Source organism: Alteribacter lacisalsi, assembly GCF_003226345.1.
GTDB classification, from domain to species: Bacteria; Bacillota; Bacilli; order Bacillales; family Salisediminibacteriaceae; genus Alteribacter; species Alteribacter lacisalsi.
On record NZ_PDOF01000001.1, the window covers coordinates 859,324 to 877,502 of the forward strand.

21 protein-coding genes are annotated in these 18,179 nt (G+C 45.9%); 13 read left to right on the plus strand and 8 right to left on the minus strand.

The genetic code is table 11. From position 1 onward, the window contains the following. Positions 1-53: 53 nt before the first annotated feature. From CR205_RS04195 to CR205_RS04210, 4 genes are all read right to left on the minus strand, one after another. Positions 54-962 (minus strand): cation diffusion facilitator family transporter, encoded by a 909-nt coding sequence (locus CR205_RS04195; protein WP_110517250.1) that lies wholly within the window; start codon positions 960-962, stop codon positions 54-56. A gap of 81 nt (positions 963-1,043) precedes the next feature. Then, the gene (locus CR205_RS04200; RefSeq protein WP_110517252.1) at positions 1,044-1,622 is read right to left on the minus strand and encodes a TetR family transcriptional regulator; all 579 of its coding nucleotides are present in this window, start codon (positions 1,620-1,622) and stop codon (positions 1,044-1,046) included. A gap of 254 nt (positions 1,623-1,876) precedes the next feature. Then, positions 1,877-2,284 carry a YppG family protein gene (locus tag CR205_RS04205; RefSeq protein ID WP_110517254.1) on the minus strand — a complete coding sequence of 136 codons (408 nt, stop codon included), beginning with the start codon at positions 2,282-2,284 and terminating at the stop codon, positions 1,877-1,879. Positions 2,285-2,296: 12 nt separating this feature from the next. Then, entirely contained in the window at positions 2,297-2,731 is a 435-nt protein-coding gene (locus tag CR205_RS04210) for an Hsp20/alpha crystallin family protein (RefSeq protein WP_161524670.1), read from the minus strand. 145 nt (positions 2,732-2,876) lie between these two features. Here CR205_RS04210 and CR205_RS04215 point away from each other — a divergent pair, with 145 nt between their 5' ends. From CR205_RS04215 to CR205_RS20665, 3 genes are all read left to right on the plus strand, one after another. Beyond that, positions 2,877-3,503 (plus strand): hypothetical protein, encoded by a 627-nt coding sequence (locus tag CR205_RS04215; RefSeq protein ID WP_110517258.1) that lies wholly within the window; start codon positions 2,877-2,879, stop codon positions 3,501-3,503. 28 nt (positions 3,504-3,531) lie between these two features. Next, positions 3,532-3,966, plus strand: a complete 435-nt coding sequence (locus CR205_RS04220; protein ID WP_110517260.1) for a PH domain-containing protein — start codon at positions 3,532-3,534, stop codon at positions 3,964-3,966. A 97-nt stretch (positions 3,967-4,063) separates the two neighbouring features. Next, on the plus strand, positions 4,064-4,198 hold the full coding sequence (locus CR205_RS20665; protein WP_268877396.1) for a hypothetical protein: 135 nt from the start codon (positions 4,064-4,066) through the stop codon (positions 4,196-4,198). Positions 4,199-4,222: 24 nt separating this feature from the next. On the opposite strand, the gene CR205_RS04225 is transcribed toward CR205_RS20665, so the two are convergent. Beyond that, positions 4,223-4,924, minus strand: coding sequence for an ATP-binding cassette domain-containing protein (locus tag CR205_RS04225; protein ID WP_110517262.1), 702 nt, complete (start codon positions 4,922-4,924; stop codon positions 4,223-4,225). A 168-nt stretch (positions 4,925-5,092) separates the two neighbouring features. On the opposite strand from CR205_RS04225, the gene CR205_RS04230 reads away from it, so the two are divergent. After that, positions 5,093-5,920 (plus strand): CPBP family intramembrane glutamic endopeptidase, encoded by an 828-nt coding sequence (locus tag CR205_RS04230; RefSeq protein WP_110517264.1) that lies wholly within the window; start codon positions 5,093-5,095, stop codon positions 5,918-5,920. A 352-nt stretch (positions 5,921-6,272) separates the two neighbouring features. Here the strand turns inward: CR205_RS04230 and CR205_RS04235 are convergent, their stop codons facing one another. Then, positions 6,273-6,929 carry a potassium channel family protein gene (locus tag CR205_RS04235; RefSeq protein ID WP_110517266.1) on the minus strand — a complete coding sequence of 219 codons (657 nt, stop codon included), beginning with the start codon at positions 6,927-6,929 and terminating at the stop codon, positions 6,273-6,275. Positions 6,930-7,142: 213 nt separating this feature from the next. On the opposite strand from CR205_RS04235, the gene CR205_RS04240 reads away from it, so the two are divergent. From CR205_RS04240 to CR205_RS04260, 5 genes are all read left to right on the plus strand, one after another. Then, complete coding sequence (locus CR205_RS04240; RefSeq protein WP_110517268.1) at positions 7,143-8,279, plus strand: mechanosensitive ion channel family protein; 1,137 nt, start codon at positions 7,143-7,145, stop codon at positions 8,277-8,279. Between the two features lie 332 nt (positions 8,280-8,611). Further along, positions 8,612-9,181, plus strand: a complete 570-nt coding sequence (locus CR205_RS04245) for a hypothetical protein (protein WP_110517270.1) — start codon at positions 8,612-8,614, stop codon at positions 9,179-9,181. Positions 9,182-9,351: 170 nt separating this feature from the next. Beyond that, complete coding sequence (gene dapD / locus CR205_RS04250; protein ID WP_110517272.1) at positions 9,352-10,068, plus strand: 2,3,4,5-tetrahydropyridine-2,6-dicarboxylate N-acetyltransferase; 717 nt, start codon at positions 9,352-9,354, stop codon at positions 10,066-10,068. Between the two features lie 14 nt (positions 10,069-10,082). Beyond that, the gene (locus CR205_RS04255) at positions 10,083-11,213 is read left to right on the plus strand and encodes an N-acetyldiaminopimelate deacetylase (protein ID WP_110517274.1); all 1,131 of its coding nucleotides are present in this window, start codon (positions 10,083-10,085) and stop codon (positions 11,211-11,213) included. Between the two features lie 214 nt (positions 11,214-11,427). Further along, positions 11,428-11,676 carry a YkuS family protein gene (locus CR205_RS04260; RefSeq protein WP_110517276.1) on the plus strand — a complete coding sequence of 83 codons (249 nt, stop codon included), beginning with the start codon at positions 11,428-11,430 and terminating at the stop codon, positions 11,674-11,676. A gap of 384 nt (positions 11,677-12,060) precedes the next feature. On the opposite strand, the gene CR205_RS04265 is transcribed toward CR205_RS04260, so the two are convergent. After that, on the minus strand, positions 12,061-12,900 hold the full coding sequence (locus tag CR205_RS04265; RefSeq protein WP_110517278.1) for a mechanosensitive ion channel family protein: 840 nt from the start codon (positions 12,898-12,900) through the stop codon (positions 12,061-12,063). Positions 12,901-13,210: 310 nt separating this feature from the next. On the opposite strand from CR205_RS04265, the gene CR205_RS04270 reads away from it, so the two are divergent. The 4 genes from CR205_RS04270 (at position 13,211) to CR205_RS04285 (ending at position 16,256) form a co-directional block, all read left to right on the plus strand. Continuing rightward, the gene (locus tag CR205_RS04270) at positions 13,211-13,762 is read left to right on the plus strand and encodes a peroxiredoxin (RefSeq protein WP_110517280.1); all 552 of its coding nucleotides are present in this window, start codon (positions 13,211-13,213) and stop codon (positions 13,760-13,762) included. Positions 13,763-13,886: 124 nt separating this feature from the next. Then, complete coding sequence (locus CR205_RS04275) at positions 13,887-14,330, plus strand: TlpA disulfide reductase family protein (protein WP_110517282.1); 444 nt, start codon at positions 13,887-13,889, stop codon at positions 14,328-14,330. Positions 14,331-14,628: 298 nt separating this feature from the next. Continuing rightward, positions 14,629-15,510, plus strand: coding sequence for a peptidoglycan recognition protein family protein (locus CR205_RS04280; RefSeq protein ID WP_110517284.1), 882 nt, complete (start codon positions 14,629-14,631; stop codon positions 15,508-15,510). Between the two features lie 77 nt (positions 15,511-15,587). Then, the gene (locus tag CR205_RS04285; RefSeq protein WP_110517287.1) at positions 15,588-16,256 is read left to right on the plus strand and encodes a potassium channel family protein; all 669 of its coding nucleotides are present in this window, start codon (positions 15,588-15,590) and stop codon (positions 16,254-16,256) included. A gap of 258 nt (positions 16,257-16,514) precedes the next feature. Here the strand turns inward: CR205_RS04285 and rnjA are convergent, their stop codons facing one another. Continuing rightward, complete coding sequence (gene rnjA / locus CR205_RS04290) at positions 16,515-18,179, minus strand: ribonuclease J1 (RefSeq protein WP_110517289.1); 1,665 nt, start codon at positions 18,177-18,179, stop codon at positions 16,515-16,517.

The window sequence follows — 18,179 nt, forward strand, 5'->3', positions numbered from 1 at the left end:
CTCCATCTGGTCAGGTTTAGATTCAGTTTACCATAGATGATTTACTGCGCCTTCTAAAGTGCCCACTTGCGGTCTGTTGTAAAGGTGATGGTTAGCCACGGCTCATCATGAAGAGCCGTGAGTTCAAGATAGAGTTCTTCACGAAGCTGGTCCTGACTTCTAACATCTGCAGCAGAAGAAGTCGGGGAGATCACAAAATCAATGTCAATGTAAACGCCGCTTCCTGCCTTCGTAATTCGCGTAAAAGACTCCTTCATCCCGTACCGGTTTTCGGTTTTACGGACAACAGCTTTCACTTTTCCTGCCGTTTCATCTGTATAGGCCATGCCGATGATTTCCTTGAGACTCTGATGCATGTACAACAGAGGAACCCGGAGGAAAAGGACAGAAACTATCAGAACGAGAACCGGATCCACAAACGGAACGGCATAGGCAAAGCGTGAACCGTTCAGCACAAGGGCAATCAGAAACCCGGCAAAAACACCGAGGCTGAGGTAGCCGTCCATGAGCCACTGATTCATTTCGGCTTTTACAAAATTGGTCATGGCCTGTCTGTTTTTAACCTGTATATAGTATACATAAGAAAAACAGGCGGCCGTTGACAGCAGCGAGTAGGCAAGTGCTGAGCCGAGCGTCACATCTCTGCCTCCGGCTGCGATATCTGACACAGCAAACACAGCAGCAAAGAGAACGAGTAAAGCGATAATACCGTACTTAATAAAAATGACAATGGGTTCTATCATCAGTTTCCCGTATGGGAAACGCCGGTCATCCCGTTTCTTGATGAATTGTGCCGCCATAAACGTCATCAGTGACAGGGCAACGCTGATCAGGGAATAAACCCCGTCAAATAATATCATCCGGGAATTTGCTGCAAAGCCCCATACAAGACCGATAATGGAAAAAAGAAGGGCACCGACTACAGATAAGAACAACAGACGGTCTTCTTTTGATTTAAGCATGTTTTCACTCTCCAGGGTTTTTGTGACTGACTATCAGTCATTGTGTTGATTAGAAAAAGCTTCTCTTTTAAAGAGAAAGCTCTAAATTGTTTTGTTTAAAAAAGCAAACACGTTCTTCTTCAGATCCTCCACTGTTTTATCACTGCTGTCTGAATGGGAGAAGAAGTAGTTTTCTGCTGTATTCTCAATCGTGCTGATCATCATCTTAACCTGACTCTCTGAATCAATAACAGGTGAACATTCACCGCGTTCAAGCGCCGCGTCCAGACGTTCCTGCACCCAGTTATAATAGGGCCTGTATATTTTTTCCCAGCGGTCAAAAGACTGATAAAATGCCATACCGGAGTAGCAGAAAATGATCACGTTTCTGTACCGTCTGGTAATCCTGAATGTTTCAACAATCATAACTTTGAGTGTATCCGCAAAAGTGGCAGAGTTCCTGTCACTTTCGGAAATAGCAGCCATCTGTTCATTGAAAATGCGTTCGGCAATGGCAGGAACCACTTCACTTTTTGATGAAAAATATAAATAGAATGTGCCCTGTGCCACACCAGCTTCTTTTACAATTCTTGAAACAGGCGTTTTTTCAAATCCACCTTCCGAAAGAACCTTCATGGCAGCATCCAGTATCTGATTATATTTGCCGTCTTTTCTCTCCACACTGCTCACCTCATCAATGACTGACTATCAGTCATTTTACCTTTTGCTATCCATTTTGTCAATCTGGCGTGTTCGAAAAACGTTTTAGACAATGGTAAAATAAGGACGAATCAAGAAGAAGGGCGGTTATGTATATGAAAGAACAGAAGTGGATGCTGTGGGGAGTGGCAATTGTTATTATAATGACGGCACTGGTTATACTGACAGGCATTCTGACACAGTAAAAAAGCCGGAAGCGGCGGGCTTCCGGGCTTTTACGGTGAAAGCATCGTAAAAAAACTGCCTACCTGTTTAAATAAGGGGCCGATCTGGCTGGCTGTCTTCATAACCTGATCAACAGTTACGAATGCCTTGTTGTAATCAAACTTCCCGTCTTTTGTCTGAAAGGCAGCGAGCAGTCCGCCATTTTTCTGCTGCTGACCGGGATAATAGCCGGGGTAATACCCCTCGTATGGCTGGTTCAATCCACCATGGTAACCGCCCTGCTGGTATCCACCTTGATATCCGGCCTGCTGCGGATAAGATTGAGGCTGCCAGCTCTGCTGTGGATAGTAGCCGTTGAATGAAAGCTGCTGGGAGTAAGATGGCCAGCTCTGCTGGAGGTTTGATGATTGCTGAAAATACTGAGGGTGTGTCTGCCATCTTGAATGGTCCTGATACATACTTATCCCTCCTTATTCAACCTGAATCCGCTTGCGCCGGTAAGGGATGCGGATTACAAGAAGACCGTCTTTAAGAGCAGCTTTGACTTCTTTTTCATCAACATAAAAAGGAAGCGTAATCGTACGTTCCGCCCGCTGAAACTGCCGGCTTCTTGACCAGAAGCCGTTTTTGTCATCCCTTGCTTCTGCTTCCTGACGGCTGTTGACTGAAATTCGGATGTAGTTGTGATACACATCAAGTGAAACCTGGCTTTTTCTGATTCCTGGCAGCTCTGCCTCAATAATGTACTCTTTTTTTGTCTCATACTCGTATACCTGAATGGACCGGGGGATGCTGATTTTTTCCATTGTTTCGTGAAAAAAGCCGTCAAGTGAACTTAAAATATCGCCAAATGGCTGTTCATGAATAGGTTTGGGTACGTTCTGATTTTTATTGGGTTCCTTCATCCTTATCACCTCAACCAGAGATTCCATAATTACTATATGCAAATCCGGGCGGCCTGCTTAGGCGGATGACCTCAAAATGGAATATCCTGAAACCTTTTCCAGTCTTGTGCGTAGAAAAATAAACAAGACAGGAAGGAGGATGCACATGGAACAAATATTCTGGAACGTCATCGGGCTTGTCTGCCTGGGGCTGTTTCTCTACGAAAGAACGTTTGCGTGGAAAACCAGAGGCGTCTTTACAAAAGGGGAGCCTGTTACCCTGGTGAGCCAGACTGGATCACTGCTTGTATTTTCGTCCTATTTGTTCGAGAGCTTTTTCTTTCTGGCGACAACCGTGATCGTTACCAGTATCATTATTGTTGTTTCTGGCTATTACCGGAAAGTCATTCAAGTGAAGAACGGTCCTGTCAGGGAAACGCTCGACACTATAGATGACCTGATCAGGGAAGGGTACCTGCCTTTTGATGATTCCGAAAAGGAAAACGAAGGAAAGAAGGTTACATTTACTCACAGCGCATCCAATTCAAAGCTTACAGTCAGGTTCTCTAAATCCGTTCTTAATGATAACTTTTCACAAAATGCATTACTTCAGTTTACAAAGAATAAAACAGCCTATGACTATAAAGCTGCAGAAGAAGAGTTTCTCCTCAAAATGCGGGAACAGCGGGGCGAACGGACATTTTACCGGCAGAGTGCTACATGTATGCTTCTGGTGCTTGGATTTTCCGCCATCGCTTTTTTCATTACAGGACCTTTCAATATAGGTGGATAAAATATCTTGAGGGAAGCGAGATGTTTTTATGATTTATGACATACATAAAGCAAGATGGGTTTACTTTCTTATCTGGGTTGGACTGCTGGTACAGATTCTATTGGTCGTTTTTCTTCCTGATCCAATCGAACGTCTGATTGTTGGAGTTGTCCTGCTTGTGGATCTGCCCTTACTTCTTTTTGTCCTCGCTGTGTTTCACCGCGGATATCATATGATTGAAGGAAAGACGCTCACTGTTTATTACGGTTTTGTAAAATGGGTGATACCCCTTGATCAGGTCAAAAGTGCAAGAGTTGTCCAGAAAAAATGGTACAGCAATATATGGCCGCCTGCATTTAAAACGAGGCAGGTGGAGTTAACCTACGGCATATATGGAAAACTTGAAATCACCGCTCCTGATAAAGAAGATGAGTTTATCAAAGCTGTTTTGAAGCATCACAGGAATCAGACTGCAAGCATGTAAAAAAGGAGCGCGGATTTCAGTCGCTGAAGGTTTTACATTCTCCGTTTACCCGCTATAATAGAGAGCGTGAAGATTCAGTGATGAGGAGTCTGGTCCGATGGAAAAGTTCCATAAATTTCTGATCCTGTTTTTCCTGCTCGGAACAGCGGCTGTAATGATTGTATACATCGTTTATGTGATATTTGGTCTTATGTTCGGAGTGGAAAACAAAGAAGCTTCTCCTTTGCAGTAAGCTTGGGGGAAGCTTCTTTGTGTTTTATTCCGCCTGTTTTAGTGGATCTTTATTCTGATAAGAGAGGACATTCCCATTCTTAAGTACCAGTGTCCGGTCAGCCTGGCAGCTAAGCCGGCGGTCGTTGCTGGCGATGATGACTGTAATTGAGTTCTTCCGGGCAAAACGGATCAGGGAAGACATTGCAGAATGGGCTTCTTCATCAGCAAGCACTTTTTCCGGTTCATCCGCAAGTACAAGAGGATTCCGGCTCATAAAGACACGTGCAATCGAAGTGAGGAATGTCTCTTTCCGGCTCAGTTCCTCAAGGCATTCCCCTCTGTCCCTGTTTGAAATACCGAGTGACGAAAGGACATCTGCAGCCCTTAAGGAAGCTTCTTCATAACCCTTTTCTCCTTCCTGAAATCCCGTTAGAAGATTTTGAAGGGGGGATAGGCAGGGGTTCAGACTCATATCATCTGTAATAAAGGCTATATTTGCAAGACGCCAATCCGGACGGTGTCTGAGCGAAAGCAAGTTTGTCCCAAAAACCAGGACTGACCCTTTATTTGCCGGTGTCATTGCTGCAATCAAATTCAGGAGGGTTGTTTTACCAGTTTTACAGCCGCCCTGAACCACTACAATTTCTCCTTTTGTAACCGTTAAATCAGCCTCGGTAAATACAGTTGTCAGCTCAGTCCCATTTGAAAACCTTTTCATTACGCCTTTCAGTTCAACAGCATGCACAGAACGTTCACCTCCATTCCAAAATTGGGGTCTTACAAATCTGTATGCCTTAGCAGGGGGGGCTAGTACAATTTATTTTTGAAACCATAATGAGGTTTGGACGTAAAAGTAATAGATGAATAAAAGGTTACCAAGAAGCAGTTCAGCTCAAAGAGGGGGAAATGACTTATGAGTGTGCTGAAAGATCAGACTAAACAAAATCATAATGAAAAAAGCAGAAAACCGTGGCGGTCATACCTTATATTCCTTGCCATCGCTGCTGCCGGGACACTCACACTCTACCCCATGATGGCAGAAGCCGTTGAGGTACAAATCCGTGAATTGAACCTGGATGTGGCTATTTCGACTGAGGTGCTGGCATGGCTCTCCCTGATTAACCCGTTTGTCCTGGCACTAATTGCGATTACTCTTGGTCATCTCACAGTGAGAAAGACAGGGCTGAGATCTTTTACCTACGAATGGGACCGGTTAAGGAAACCTTTCCTCTCCTCGTTCCTGCCTACCGTAAAAGCAGGTATCGTTGGCGGGGTCGCAGCAGGGGCGATTATTGTAGCGGCAGATCTTGTGTTTCGTTCCTGGCTCCCTCCGGAACTTTTGGCCACCGGGGAAATGCCGGGGATCTCTCATATTCTGATGGCCTTTTTTTATGGCGGAGTTGTGGAAGAACTGATGATGCGCTGGGGGCTCATGACACTTCTCGTCTGGCTTTTCTGGAAGGTTTTTCAGAGGAAAAAGAACGAGCCCGGAGGCGCAGCATTCTGGACTGCCATTCTCGTCTCCTCCTTAATATTTGCGATCGGCCATTTTGGTGCCACTGCAGCGGTCACGGATATAACACCGGTGGTTTTTATAAGGATGCTTCTTCTTAATGGAGCAGCTGGCGTGATATTCGGCTGGCTTTACTGGAAAAAAGGTCTGGAAACAGCTATGGTGGCTCATATTATGGCACATGTGGTCATGAATGGCACCGCGTTCATAGGGGCACTTATCCTTTGATCAGCCCGGAGACAGTACGAAAGCGTCCGCCTGGTGCATAATAAAAAGCTATTTTCGTAAAGATTGTTGCTTTAGCTAGCTTTAATTTCGCAGCGAAAGGCCGCGACTCCTGCGGGAAAAGCAACAACGAGGAATAGGCTGCGAGTTGCTTCGACGCATTTACCTCGGAGCTGGACTGGAAGAGGAAGAAGCAGAAAAGCTCCCGAGGAGGCTGAGGCGTTGCCCGCGGAAAACGTCGGCCTGCAGCTCAGAAAACAACAATCTATCCGAAAACAGCCTAATAAAAAGAGCCTTCCAAAAAAATCGTAAGAAAAGAGGCTGTCACCTGATTTGGTGCAGCCTCTTTCTGATTTTATAATGCTTCCTTCTGAAAACGACGGAGGTCATTTTTGTGACCAATCACAACGAGGAGATCACCTGGATTCAGCGTATCCTCGGGATGAGGCGTCACATCCACCTTGTTTTTCTGCTTAATGGCGATGATCGTGCATCCAAACCGCGCGCGGATATCAAGGTCAGCAAGTGACTTTCCCTTGACCTTGGGCGTGGCAAGCGTTTCAATGATACTGTATTCATCGGACAGATCGATATAGTCGATCACTTTTTCGGACGTAAGATACTCCGCAATCCGCTGTCCCATATCCGACTCCGGATGGAATACTCTGTCGGCGCCGATCTTATCCAGCACTTTATGGTGGTAGTCATTCTGCGCTTTTACCCATACCTGATTGATGTCAAAGTCCTTCAGGTGAAGGGTGCACAGGATGCTCGCCTGAATATCTTCTCCGATTGCAACAATCGCATGGTCAAAATTCCGGATCCCGGCGTCAATAAGGACCTGTTCATCGGTTGCATCTGCAGTAACGGTGTGGGTGGCATAGGCTTTTACTGCGTTCAGTTTCGTTTCATCTTTATCTATAGCAAGAACTTCATGATTCATACGGTGGAGTTCTTTACACATACTAGAACCAAAACGCCCCATGCCGATGATGGCAAACTGTTTTCTCATAGGATGTTCCCTCTAATCTCTGGTATCATTGAGGGATAGTATACCACTCCTCAACTGGCGCTAGCAAGGCATTCCGAAAGGACTTGTAAGCTGTGGAAAGCTGAAACATCCGGAATTTACGATAAAACGACTCAAGTACTATAGACACACAGCTTTCCCTCAGTACAATAGACAGTATTACTTAAAATTTCGGATTTAAAGGATGAGCTGTTCATGAACGAAGAAGAAAACGAGCCCTTGGTGGACGCTGAGGCCATAGTTGAAACCGTAACCGGGATTACCCTTCAGGAATATGGAATTGCCCTGGCCATTTTTATTCTGTTTTTCGTGTTTCGCAGAATTTTTACAACCTACTTGTTTAAATTCATTGTAACGGTGTCAAACCGTGCGCCGACAGACCTCTTGTATAATGGTCTGCTTGCTTTTGAAAAACCGATCCGTGTTTTTCTCGTCATTATCGGTATTTATGTATCCCTGATTTATCTGGATTTGCCTGAAGGATTCAGCGATCCGATGGTCCGTGTATTCCGGTCGCTTGTTATTGCACTGATTGCGTGGGGATTGTTTAATCTTTCATCCACTTCATCCCGTGTGTTCACCAAAGTTGGGAAACGACTGGACATCGAGATTGATCAGATACTGCTGCCGTTCCTTTCTAAACTTGTCCGGTTTGCTGTCATTGCTATGGCACTCAGTATTATTGCAAGTGAGTGGCGATATGATGTGAGCGGATTTGTAGCCGGTCTTGGTCTGGGGGGCCTGGCGTTTGCCCTTGCAGCCCAGAATACGATCAGCAACTTTTTCGGCGGTATCGTAATCATAACGGAGAAGCCGTTTTCCATTGACGACTGGATCAGCTCCCCGAGTGTGGAAGGGATTATAGAGGACATCTCATTCCGGAGTACAAAAATCCGTACGTTTTCCCAGGCGTTGGTAACGGTGCCGAACTCCACACTTGCAAATGAACCGATCACGAACTGGTCTAAAATGGGCAAAAGGCAGGTCAGCTTCAAGCTGGGCGTCAAGTATTCCACTCCACGTGATAAAATACGGGTCTGTGTGAGCCGGATCGAGGAACTGCTGAAAACGAGCCCGCTCGTTGACAAGGACCTGGTCATGGTGCGCTTCGATGCTTTTGGAGCCAGCAGCCTGGATCTTTTCATCTATTTCTTTACAAAAACCACGTCCTGGACGGAATATCTTGAGGCTAAAGAAGAGCTGAATCTGGAAATAATGAGGATTCTCGAAGAAGAAGGCGTTGAAATTGCCTTTCCAAGCAGAAGCCTTTATTTCCATTCTGAAAGCAGCAGTGAAAAAAAACCTGAAAACCAGCACAGTTTAAATGAATGAAGCTAATAACAGCTTCACAAAAAGAGAGCCTGCCATCACGGCGGGCTCTCTTTTTTTGCTGCAACAGTTCTCAAGGTCTTAAGAACCGGCAGCTGTGGGGCTATACAAGCATGGAGCCCACACTCAAAAAGTGGCGGGATGGTCAGGAGTTGCACCTGTTCGGGCCATTTTGCATGAAAACGGCACATTGCCTTCAAAGAGGCTTCATCCCATGTTGGAATTAGTTATGTCACGGTGTATGAAAAATTATGCATAAAAACGACAAATTGCACATTAATCGATTAAAGTCCCGGTTCAGAGGGTAGAAAATAACTATAGAGGAGGGACTACATATGAAAAAAATACACATTACCTTCAGCCTCTTTGGACTGAGCCTGATGTTACTGTTTTCCGCTGCCGTTATCCAGCCGCAATCCAAAGGCCTTACAGCAGCTTCTGATTATACGAAAGAGGCGTCGGTCCTGGCTGACCGCAATACGGAAGTGAAAGGCGTTTCCGCACAGGAAATGTTTGAATATGAGCGTCTTTTTCAGGATGCTGCATTCAGAATAGGAGAAGATGAAGAAGCCGTTCACAGCAAGAGAGAGCAGCCTGACGAAGAAGGAATGTATAACGGAGGTAGCTACTATGACTTTGGCACATACACCTATTTTGCCGACCCTGAACAAAAACGAATCAATGCTGTAGCCGTAAGAGGAGAAACAGCGGCAGGCATCGATCAGGAACCGTTTTTCAATGAACTGGAAGGAAAGATGATCACTTCCGGCTATAACGAAATGGACGGCACGTGGATGGAGATTTACCGTGTAAATGGCGGGGACCTGGTCATTGAACGGGAGGAGGAGCAAAGCGCACCGGCATTTATCTGGCTTACTGAACCAGGGCTGTTTCATGACGAATAACGTTTAACGAAACCCTGAAGACAGCATCGAGTCTTCGGGGTTTTCCGGTTTCGATAATATTGAGGCGAGGCATTGGGCAGATAAGATGATTCATGATTGCATTTTACGCTTACAGTGACTATCATAAGGGAGAGTCTTAACACTTTTGAAGATTGAAGGAGGAAGTTACTATGAAACAAATGGATGCAAACGAAATTATTCAGTTTATTTCCAATGCGGAAAAGTCTACACCGGTAAAAGTACATATTAAAGGTGATAACCTTGAAAGTGTCGATTTCGGCGCAAATACAAAAACCTTTATTCAGGGAGAAACAGGTGTTCTTTTCGGAGAATGGAAAGACATCCAAAAGGCCCTGGAGTCAAGTCAGGTAAAAGATTACGTAGTAGAGAATGACCGCAGAAATTCGGCGATCCCGCTTCTTGATATGAAAAATATTAAAGCACGCATTGAACCAGGTGCGATTATTCGCGATCAGGTGGAAATTGGTGACGGAGCTGTAATCATGATGGGAGCAGCGATCAACATCGGTTCCGTTGTCGGTGAAGGTACAATGATTGACATGAACGTTGTCATGGGCGGTCGCGCTACAGTCGGTAAAAATTGCCATATCGGAGCAGGCACGGTTCTGGCGGGCGTAATTGAACCACCTTCCGCACAGCCTGTTGTCGTTGAAGACGATGTAGTGGTTGGAGCAAACGCAGTTATCCTGGAAGGTGTTACAGTAGGCAAGGGATCTGTAGTTGCAGCAGGAGCTATCGTTACACAGGATGTTCCTCCAAACACCGTGGTTGCAGGTACGCCAGCACGAGTAATTAAGGAAATCGATGAAAAAACTAAAGGAAAAACCGAAATCAAGCAGGAACTTCGCAAGCTAAACGACGAGTAAAAAGGAGACGCGCGATGACACTTGATCCAACACGTCTCATCTCAATCCGCCGGGATCTGCATCAGATCCCGGAAGGCGGATTTGAGGAGTTTAAGACCCAGTTCTATCTAAAAAAAACAATTGCTTCTTTTGCCGGAACCCATTTGGAAATGAAAGAATGGCGGACCGGTCTTTTTGTTTTGGTCAAGGGGTTCAGCCCTGAAAAAACATACGGATACAGAGCAGATATCGACGGCCTCCCGATTAAAGAGGAGACCGGGTACGAGTTTTCGTCCCGTCATGAGGGTTTCATGCATGCATGCGGCCACGATTTCCATATGACCATTGCACTGGGGGTTCTCGCCCATTTTGCTGCGAAACAGCCGAAGGAAAGCATTCTTTTTATTTTCCAGCCTGCAGAGGAAGGTCCTGGAGGGGCTCAGCCGATGCTGGAATCGGACATATTTAAGGAATGGAAACCAGATGAAATGCTCGCGCTTCACATTGCACCAGAATACCCTGTAGGGACCGTTGCTACAAGGCCCGGTCTATTGTTTGCGAATACGAGCGAACTGTTTATTGATTTGAAAGGCAGAGGAGGGCATGCAGCGCTTCCTCATCTTGCAAATGACATGGTGGTTGCGTGCAGCCATTTGGTCACTCAGTTTCAGTCCATCGTCGCCAGAAATGTAGCACCGCTGGATTCAGCCGTCGTTACCGCAGGAAAGATTACCGGAGGGACCAAGCAGAACATTATTGCAGAGCATGCGCGGCTTGAAGGGACAATCAGGACCCTTTCTCTTGAGTCAATGGCAACGGTAAAAAAGCGGATTGAAGCACTCACTGCTGGAATTGAGACAGGCTTTGACTGTACCGCCTCAATTGATTATGGCGCAAATTACTGCCAGGTATTCAATGATCATAAAATAGCAGACCGCTTCATGTCGTTTGCCGCCAAACGTGCAGATACGACCCTTATAGAATGTGAGAAAGCCATGACCGGGGAGGATTTCGGTTACTTTCTGGAGGCTGTTCCCGGCCTGATGTTCTGGCTTGGTGTAGACAGTAAAAGCGGACTGCACACACCAGGGCTTCATCCTGATGAAAGAGCCATTCCATTCGCTGTGGAGTATCTAATCGATTATTTATCAACAGTCTCATCCTGACGGGTGAGGCTTTTTTTGGTGAAGAGTCTGGTTTGTGTAGCATGAAATGTTCATAAGTCACTAAGTGGTTTGCTGATAAAGGGAATGAGGGACTGCGTTGTAATACAAAAACACTTGGCCTTATAAAGTCATAATGAATAACCCGGCAAAATGTGGGGATAGTAATGTTTGGAAGAACATTCCTTATTTCAAATCAGTCAGGGAGGAATTTACAATGGCCAGAGTCGGAGTAGAACAATCACTTTCGGATATTCAGGAAGCGCTTCAGCAGAAAGGACACGAAATCGTCCAGCTTCAGCAGCAGGGTGACGAAGAAGGCTGTGACTGCTGTGTAATCAGCGGGCAGGATCAGAATATGATGGGCATGCAGGACACACAGCAGCAGGGTGCTGTTATCAACGCTCACGGAATGACCGCTGATGAAGTATGCCAGCAGGTGGACCAGCGCACACAGCAGCAATAGTATTCAGACAGGATAAGCCGGCACAGCCGGCTTTTTCTATTGGTTTTGTCACTATTCCTTTTACTCCTGCGCTTTTCGTAAGGATCTGTTAAAATTCCGTGTTGATTTTTATTAATCGTAGATTGAAGCGAACGCGTGACACTCCTGCGGGAACAGCGCCGGCTGAAGACCCCACAGGGTGCTTTTCCCGAGGAGGCTGAAGCGGTGCCCGCGGAAAGGGAGCGCAGTGAGCGTAAATCAATCAACAATACTCACTAACAGAGCCTTTCGTAAAAGTAGTTATCCTTTTACACTGCAGGCAGCTCCGCGGTACTGCTTTTTCCTCTGCCGGCATGCTTGCGTAAACTAAAAAATCAAAGCCCCTGAAAAGGGGCTTTGCGGCAGTTATGCTTCTTTTTTTTCGACATAAACCTGATGTGGAAATGGAATTTCAATTCCGTTCTCATCTAGAGCTTCCTTGATTTCTTTTCGCAGTATCCGTTCCACTCCCCATTGTTCCATGTTAGAAGTCTGGGCAATGACCCGAATGACTACGTCACTGTCATCAAGTGACTGCACACCTATAACATTTGGTCCGTCAACGATCGTATCCACCTGGGAAGCCACCAGGTCACATGCATCCTGAATGACTTTCATGGCCTCATCAATGTTATCATCATAGGATATTCCAATGTCTACTAGCGCACGCATGTTGGAACGGGAATGGTTGCTCAGCGTACTGATTTCCCTGTTTGGGATATAGTGAACTGTGCCGTCAAAACCTCTGATCCGGGTGGTCCGGAGACCAACTTCCTCAACCACTCCGTCAATTCCGGCTACGGTTACGTATTCATCGACCTCAAGCTGTTTTTCAAGAAGAAGAAAGAAACCTGTTACCACATCACTTACAAGCCCCTGTGCACCAAAGCCGATTGCAAGTCCGATAATACCGGCACCGGCGATCAGTCCTGTCACATTATAATCAAAGAGACCGATTACGATCGTAATAAAAACGAAAAGCAGGACATAGGCAAAAATATTCTGGCTCAGTTTTTCAAGTGTTTTAGTCCGGCCGGGTGACATGTTTTTCTGTCTGCTCATCCGGTCAAAACTGGAGCCGATCAGTCTGCTCCCGATTCCTTTTACGATAAGGTAGGCGATAAGAATAACCACCAGCTGCAGAGTAATAATTGCAGCGGAAATAAAAATTGCCTCCCAGTTTACATGGGCAATCCAGTCGTTCATTAACAGTCACTCCTCTTAAGTCGTAAAGTATGTATACGATTTTGGCGAACAATGTCATTCATTTTATCATACCCCCGGGCGTGGGAAAAGAAAACACAAAGCCCTTTTACTTTAAAAGACAGTCTCCCTTCGTTATAATTGAAAACGTTAGTGTTTTTGACTGGTTAAAAACCAGCGGAATGGAAATACTGACGAAATGTGAATGATTATAAAGAATTGTGAACCATCCAGTCGATTGTTGACTGATTAAAGCAATTCTCTTATAATAATCATTGTTATTAGTTCAAACACAACTCAGGAGGGATTACATATGTCAGAAAAACGTATGGTAGCAAAACAGTCTCCACGATTCGAAATGGATGCAGTACTTCCAAATAAGGAATTTGGTAAAGTAAGTCTTGAGCAGAATATGAAAGAAGACAAATGGACAGTTCTTTATTTCTATCCAATGGACTTCACTTTCGTATGCCCTACAGAAATCACAGCGCTAAGCGACCGCTATGACGAGTTTGAAGACCTTGATGCAGAAGTGATCGGGGTTTCAACTGACACTGTTCACACTCACCTTGCGTGGATCAACACAGACCGTGACGACAATGGACTTGGCGATCTTAAGTACCCTCTTGCTGCGGACACTAACCACCAGGTTTCCCGCGACTACGGTGTACTCATTGAGGATGAAGGGGTAGCGCTTCGCGGCCTGTTTATCATCAGCCCAGAGGGTGAACTCATGTATTCTGTTGTAAACCACAACAACATCGGCCGTGACGTGGACGAAACTCTCCGTGTGCTTCAAGCGCTTCAGACCGGCGGACTCTGCCCGGCAAACTGGAAGCCTGGTCAGGATACGCTGAAAGTGTAATTCATCCCCCGGCGGGATACAATAAAGGAATGAACGGAAAAGGCCTGCAGGAAATGTCAGGCCTTTTCTTTCGATACATAGAGAAGCAGAAGCGTAAAAAAAATTGGTTTATGGAGGGATTAATATGAAACTGCGTTCACCAATGCCTCAACTTGACGGCGCCACAGAATGGCTGAATGGCCAGTTTACACGGGAGGACCTCGTAGGGGATAAGCCGACACTGATTCATTTCTGGTCCATCAGCTGTCATCTCTGTAAAGAAGCCATGCCTGATATCAACCAGTTCAGAGACGATTATAAAGATAAGTTAAATGTGATGAGTGTGCATATGCCTCGTTCCGAAAAGGATCTGGATCTTGAAGAGATTAAGAAGGTTGCAGCAGAGCACGATATTACCCAGCCTACTTTTGTTGACAATAATCATAAGCTGACAGATGCTTTTGAAAATCAGTACGTACCTGCTTACTACGTTTTCGACGAGGAAGGCAATCTCCGGCATTTTCAGGCTGGAGGCGGGGGCATGAAGATGCTTACCAAACGGGTAAACAGAGTGCTGGGTATAAAATAGCACCGTTCGTTTAATTTTATAGCTCTGTTAAAGCTTAATGTTGATATTTTCTATCGTTGTTGATTGAAACGAGCGCGCGACACTCCTGCGGGAACAGCACCGGCTGAAGACCCCGCAGGGTGATCCTCCCCGAGGAGGCTGAAGCGGTGCCCGCGGAAAGGGAGCGCAGGGAGCGGTAATCAACAACAGACTTTAACAAAGCCAATTTTATAAGTCGTTGGGATGGTCCGGAACACGGATCATCTTTTTTTATCCTTTTTCATCGTCCGTCCTTACTTAATCAGTGAGGTGATAAAAGATGAAAATAATCGATTTGACAGGGAATCTTCCCCGTCATCAAACAAAACGGTACAGAAAAAGACTGGTCAGGACCATAACAGATATTACAATTCATCACAGCGGAACAGAGCGGGGAAGCGCGCACTCATTTGCCAGCTACCACGTTAACAAAAATGGATGGCCGGGTATTGGTTATCATTTTGTCATTGAACAGGATGGTGCCATAATAAAGACGAACACTCTGTCAACGGTCAGCTACCATGCAGGACAAGTGAACGCCGTTAGTGCCGGGATTTGTCTTACGGGGAATTTCAGCAGCCATGGCCCGGGTACAGAACAATGGGATGCACTTGTTTTTCTGACGAAAAAGCTTCTGCACGAACTCGGACTCAGCCCGGACCAGGTACAGGGCCACTGTGAGCAACCTGGTGCCTCTACGGTCTGTCCCGGTTTCAGTACAGAATCACTCCGGAGGTGCTTGATGGGTAGTCCGGTATTAAAAAGAGGAGATCGTGGAGCCGGGGTCGTCAGGCTTCAGAAAAAACTGATGGCTTCCGGAGTGAATTCAGGACCTGTGGACGGCCTCTTTGGGGTTTTAACCGAGACAGCACTGCGGCATTTCCAGAAAGTAAGGCGCCTCCGGGTAGACGGCATATATGGGGCTGAAACTAACGAAGCGCTCAGTGCTTCGAGAAGAGTCCTCCAGCGGTTATCACCAATGATGAAGGGGATCGATGTCATCCTTGTTCAAATGACAGCTGGCGCAGTGCCTGATAGCCTGTTCGGTCCTGCTACTCAGGCATCTGTCCGGGCGTACCAAAAAACAAAGAAGATTGCATCAGACGGCATTGTTGGCCCTGTAACATGGCGGATGATTCTAAACGGAAAAGCTCTGCCATAAGCAGGCAAAAAGGAATATTGTTTTCATCTTTACGGATTGCTATGATTAAGGTAAACAGATGCAGATGGGGGACAAATATGAAAAAGCAGTTTGCTGTCATCGGTCTCGGCCGCTTTGGCGGGAGTATATGCCAGGCTCTTGCAAAGCAGGGTATGGAAGTTCTTGCCATTGATACCGACGAAGACCGGATTAATAAATATGCCAGTATTGCCACTCATGCAGTGGTGGCGGATGCAACAGATGATAATACCCTGAAAAGCCTTGGGATCAGAAACTTCGACCATGTTATTGTTGCGATTGGTGACAATATCCAGTCCAGTATTCTTACAACACTGATGCTCGTCGAGCAAGGTGTTAATCATATTACTGTGAAGGCACAGAATGACTATCACGAGAAAGTACTTAATAAAATTGGTGCCCATAAGGTGGTTCACCCCGAGCGGGATATGGGAATCAGGATTGCTCATAATGTGGTATCAAAAAACGTTCTCGATTATCTCGAACTGTCCGACGAATACAGTATTGTTGAGCTTATGGCAGGTGGTCTAGTCCATGGGCAGACGATTATTGAACTCGATATCCGGGCCAAGTACGGGTGCAACATTATGGCGATTAAACGAGGTGATCAGATTAACGTATCTCCACAGGCAGATGAAGCTCTTAAAAGAGGAGATATACTGATTGTGATCGGAGCCGACAGTGATATCAACCGTCTGGAGCAGTCACTTTTTGACGATGACGATTAAAGTGAGGATTGGGAATTCACTATTCTAAAAAGATGAGGCTGGGATTGAGACCCCGTAGTGCGAAGCACACGGAGGCTCAGCCGCTTCCCGCGGAAAGCGGTGTATATTTCAGCAGCAGTTTATATGCATCCCAGCCCCATTAGTTGTATTCATTATTCTATTTTATTCAATTTATCTGGAGCCGGACATACTCATTTAAATGCTGGTCATAAAAAAAGCACAGAAGCTGTTGTTCAGACAGCTTCTGTGCTTTTACTTTTATACTTCCATAATTATTGGAAGGATCATTGGCTTACGTTTTGTTTTTTCGTACAGGAACGGGCCGAGTACATCACTGATCTCGTTTTTAATTTCAGACCACTGGGTCGTTTTCCGGTCCATCATTCCCTGCAGATGGGAAGCAAGCATTTTCTGCGCTTCATTAATGAGGTCACTCGATTCACGCATATAGACAAATCCTCGGGAAATCAGGTCAGGTCCCGCTGTTACCTTAAACTCTTTCATATTCAGGCTGACAACAACAACGACAAGACCTTCCTCTGAAAGAATGCGCCGGTCACGCAGCACGATGTTTCCGATATCGCCGATCCCGCTGCCGTCCACATAGACAGATCCGGATGGAACTTTCCCGGCCAGGCGGGCATCGTCCTTATCAAGAGCAAGAACGTCGCCGTTATCCATAAGGAAACAGTTTTCCTCGGGCACGCCGCAACTTTCAGCAAGAGAAGCATGCATCTTCTGCATCCGGTATTCGCCGTGGATCGGCATAAAGAATTTCGGTTTCATCAGGCGAAGCATCAGCTTCTGCTCTTCCTGGCCGCCGTGGCCGGAAGTATGAATGTCATTGAGCGAGCCGTGAATCACGTTCGCGCCGGCACGGTAAAGCTGATTAATCGTTTTGCTTACGCTCAGCGTGTTCCCTGGAATTGGGGAAGACGAGAACACAACCGTATCTCCGGGAATCACCTGGATCTGGCGGTGGGTACCGAAGGCAATGCGGGAAAGAGCGGCCATAGGTTCACCTTGGCTTCCCGTACAGAGAATCGCTACCTGATCATTAGGAATTTTATTGAGCTGAGAGGCATCAATAAAGGTATTTTTCGGTGCACGAATATACCCAAGGTCAAGACCGATGTTAATGGCAGATTCCATGCTTCGGCCAAATACAGCAACTTTCCGGCGATACTTTACGGCTGCTTCTACTGCCTGCTGGAGCCGGTAAATGTTTGAAGCAAAAGTGGCAAAGATGATCCGGCCTTCCACACTGCGGAAAATCGAGTCAATACTTTCACCGACTTTACGTTCGCTCATTGTAAATCCGGGAACTTCACTGTTTGTGCTGTCAGAAAGAAGGCACAAAACCCCTTCTTCGCCGATCTTCGCCATTTTGTTCAGGTTTGCAGGTTCTCCAACCGGTGTGAAGTCAAATTTAAAGTCACCAGTATGCACAATATTTCCGGCCGGTGTTTTTACAACCACACCGAAAGAATCTGGAATACTGTGGGTTGTACGATAAAAAGATACAGACGTTTTCTGGAATTTCACTACATCGTCTTCCTGAATTTCGTACATTTTGGTGGTGCGCAGGAGGCCGTGCTCTTCTAATTTGTTTCGCAGCAGACCAAGTGCCAGCTTGCCGGCATAAATTGGGACATTGATTTGACGAAGAAGGTAGGGAACGCCGCCGATGTGGTCTTCGTGGCCGTGTGTAATAAACAGTCCTTTAATTTTATCTTCGTTTTTCACAAGGTACGTATAATCTGGAATTACGTAATCAATTCCGAGAAGCTCGTCTTCGGGAAATTTAATCCCGGCATCAATTAGAATAATTTCATCCTGGAACTGAACTGCATAGGTATTTTTTCCGATTTCACCCAAACCCCCGAGGGCAAAAACGGCAGCCTGATGATTTTTAGCTTTCAT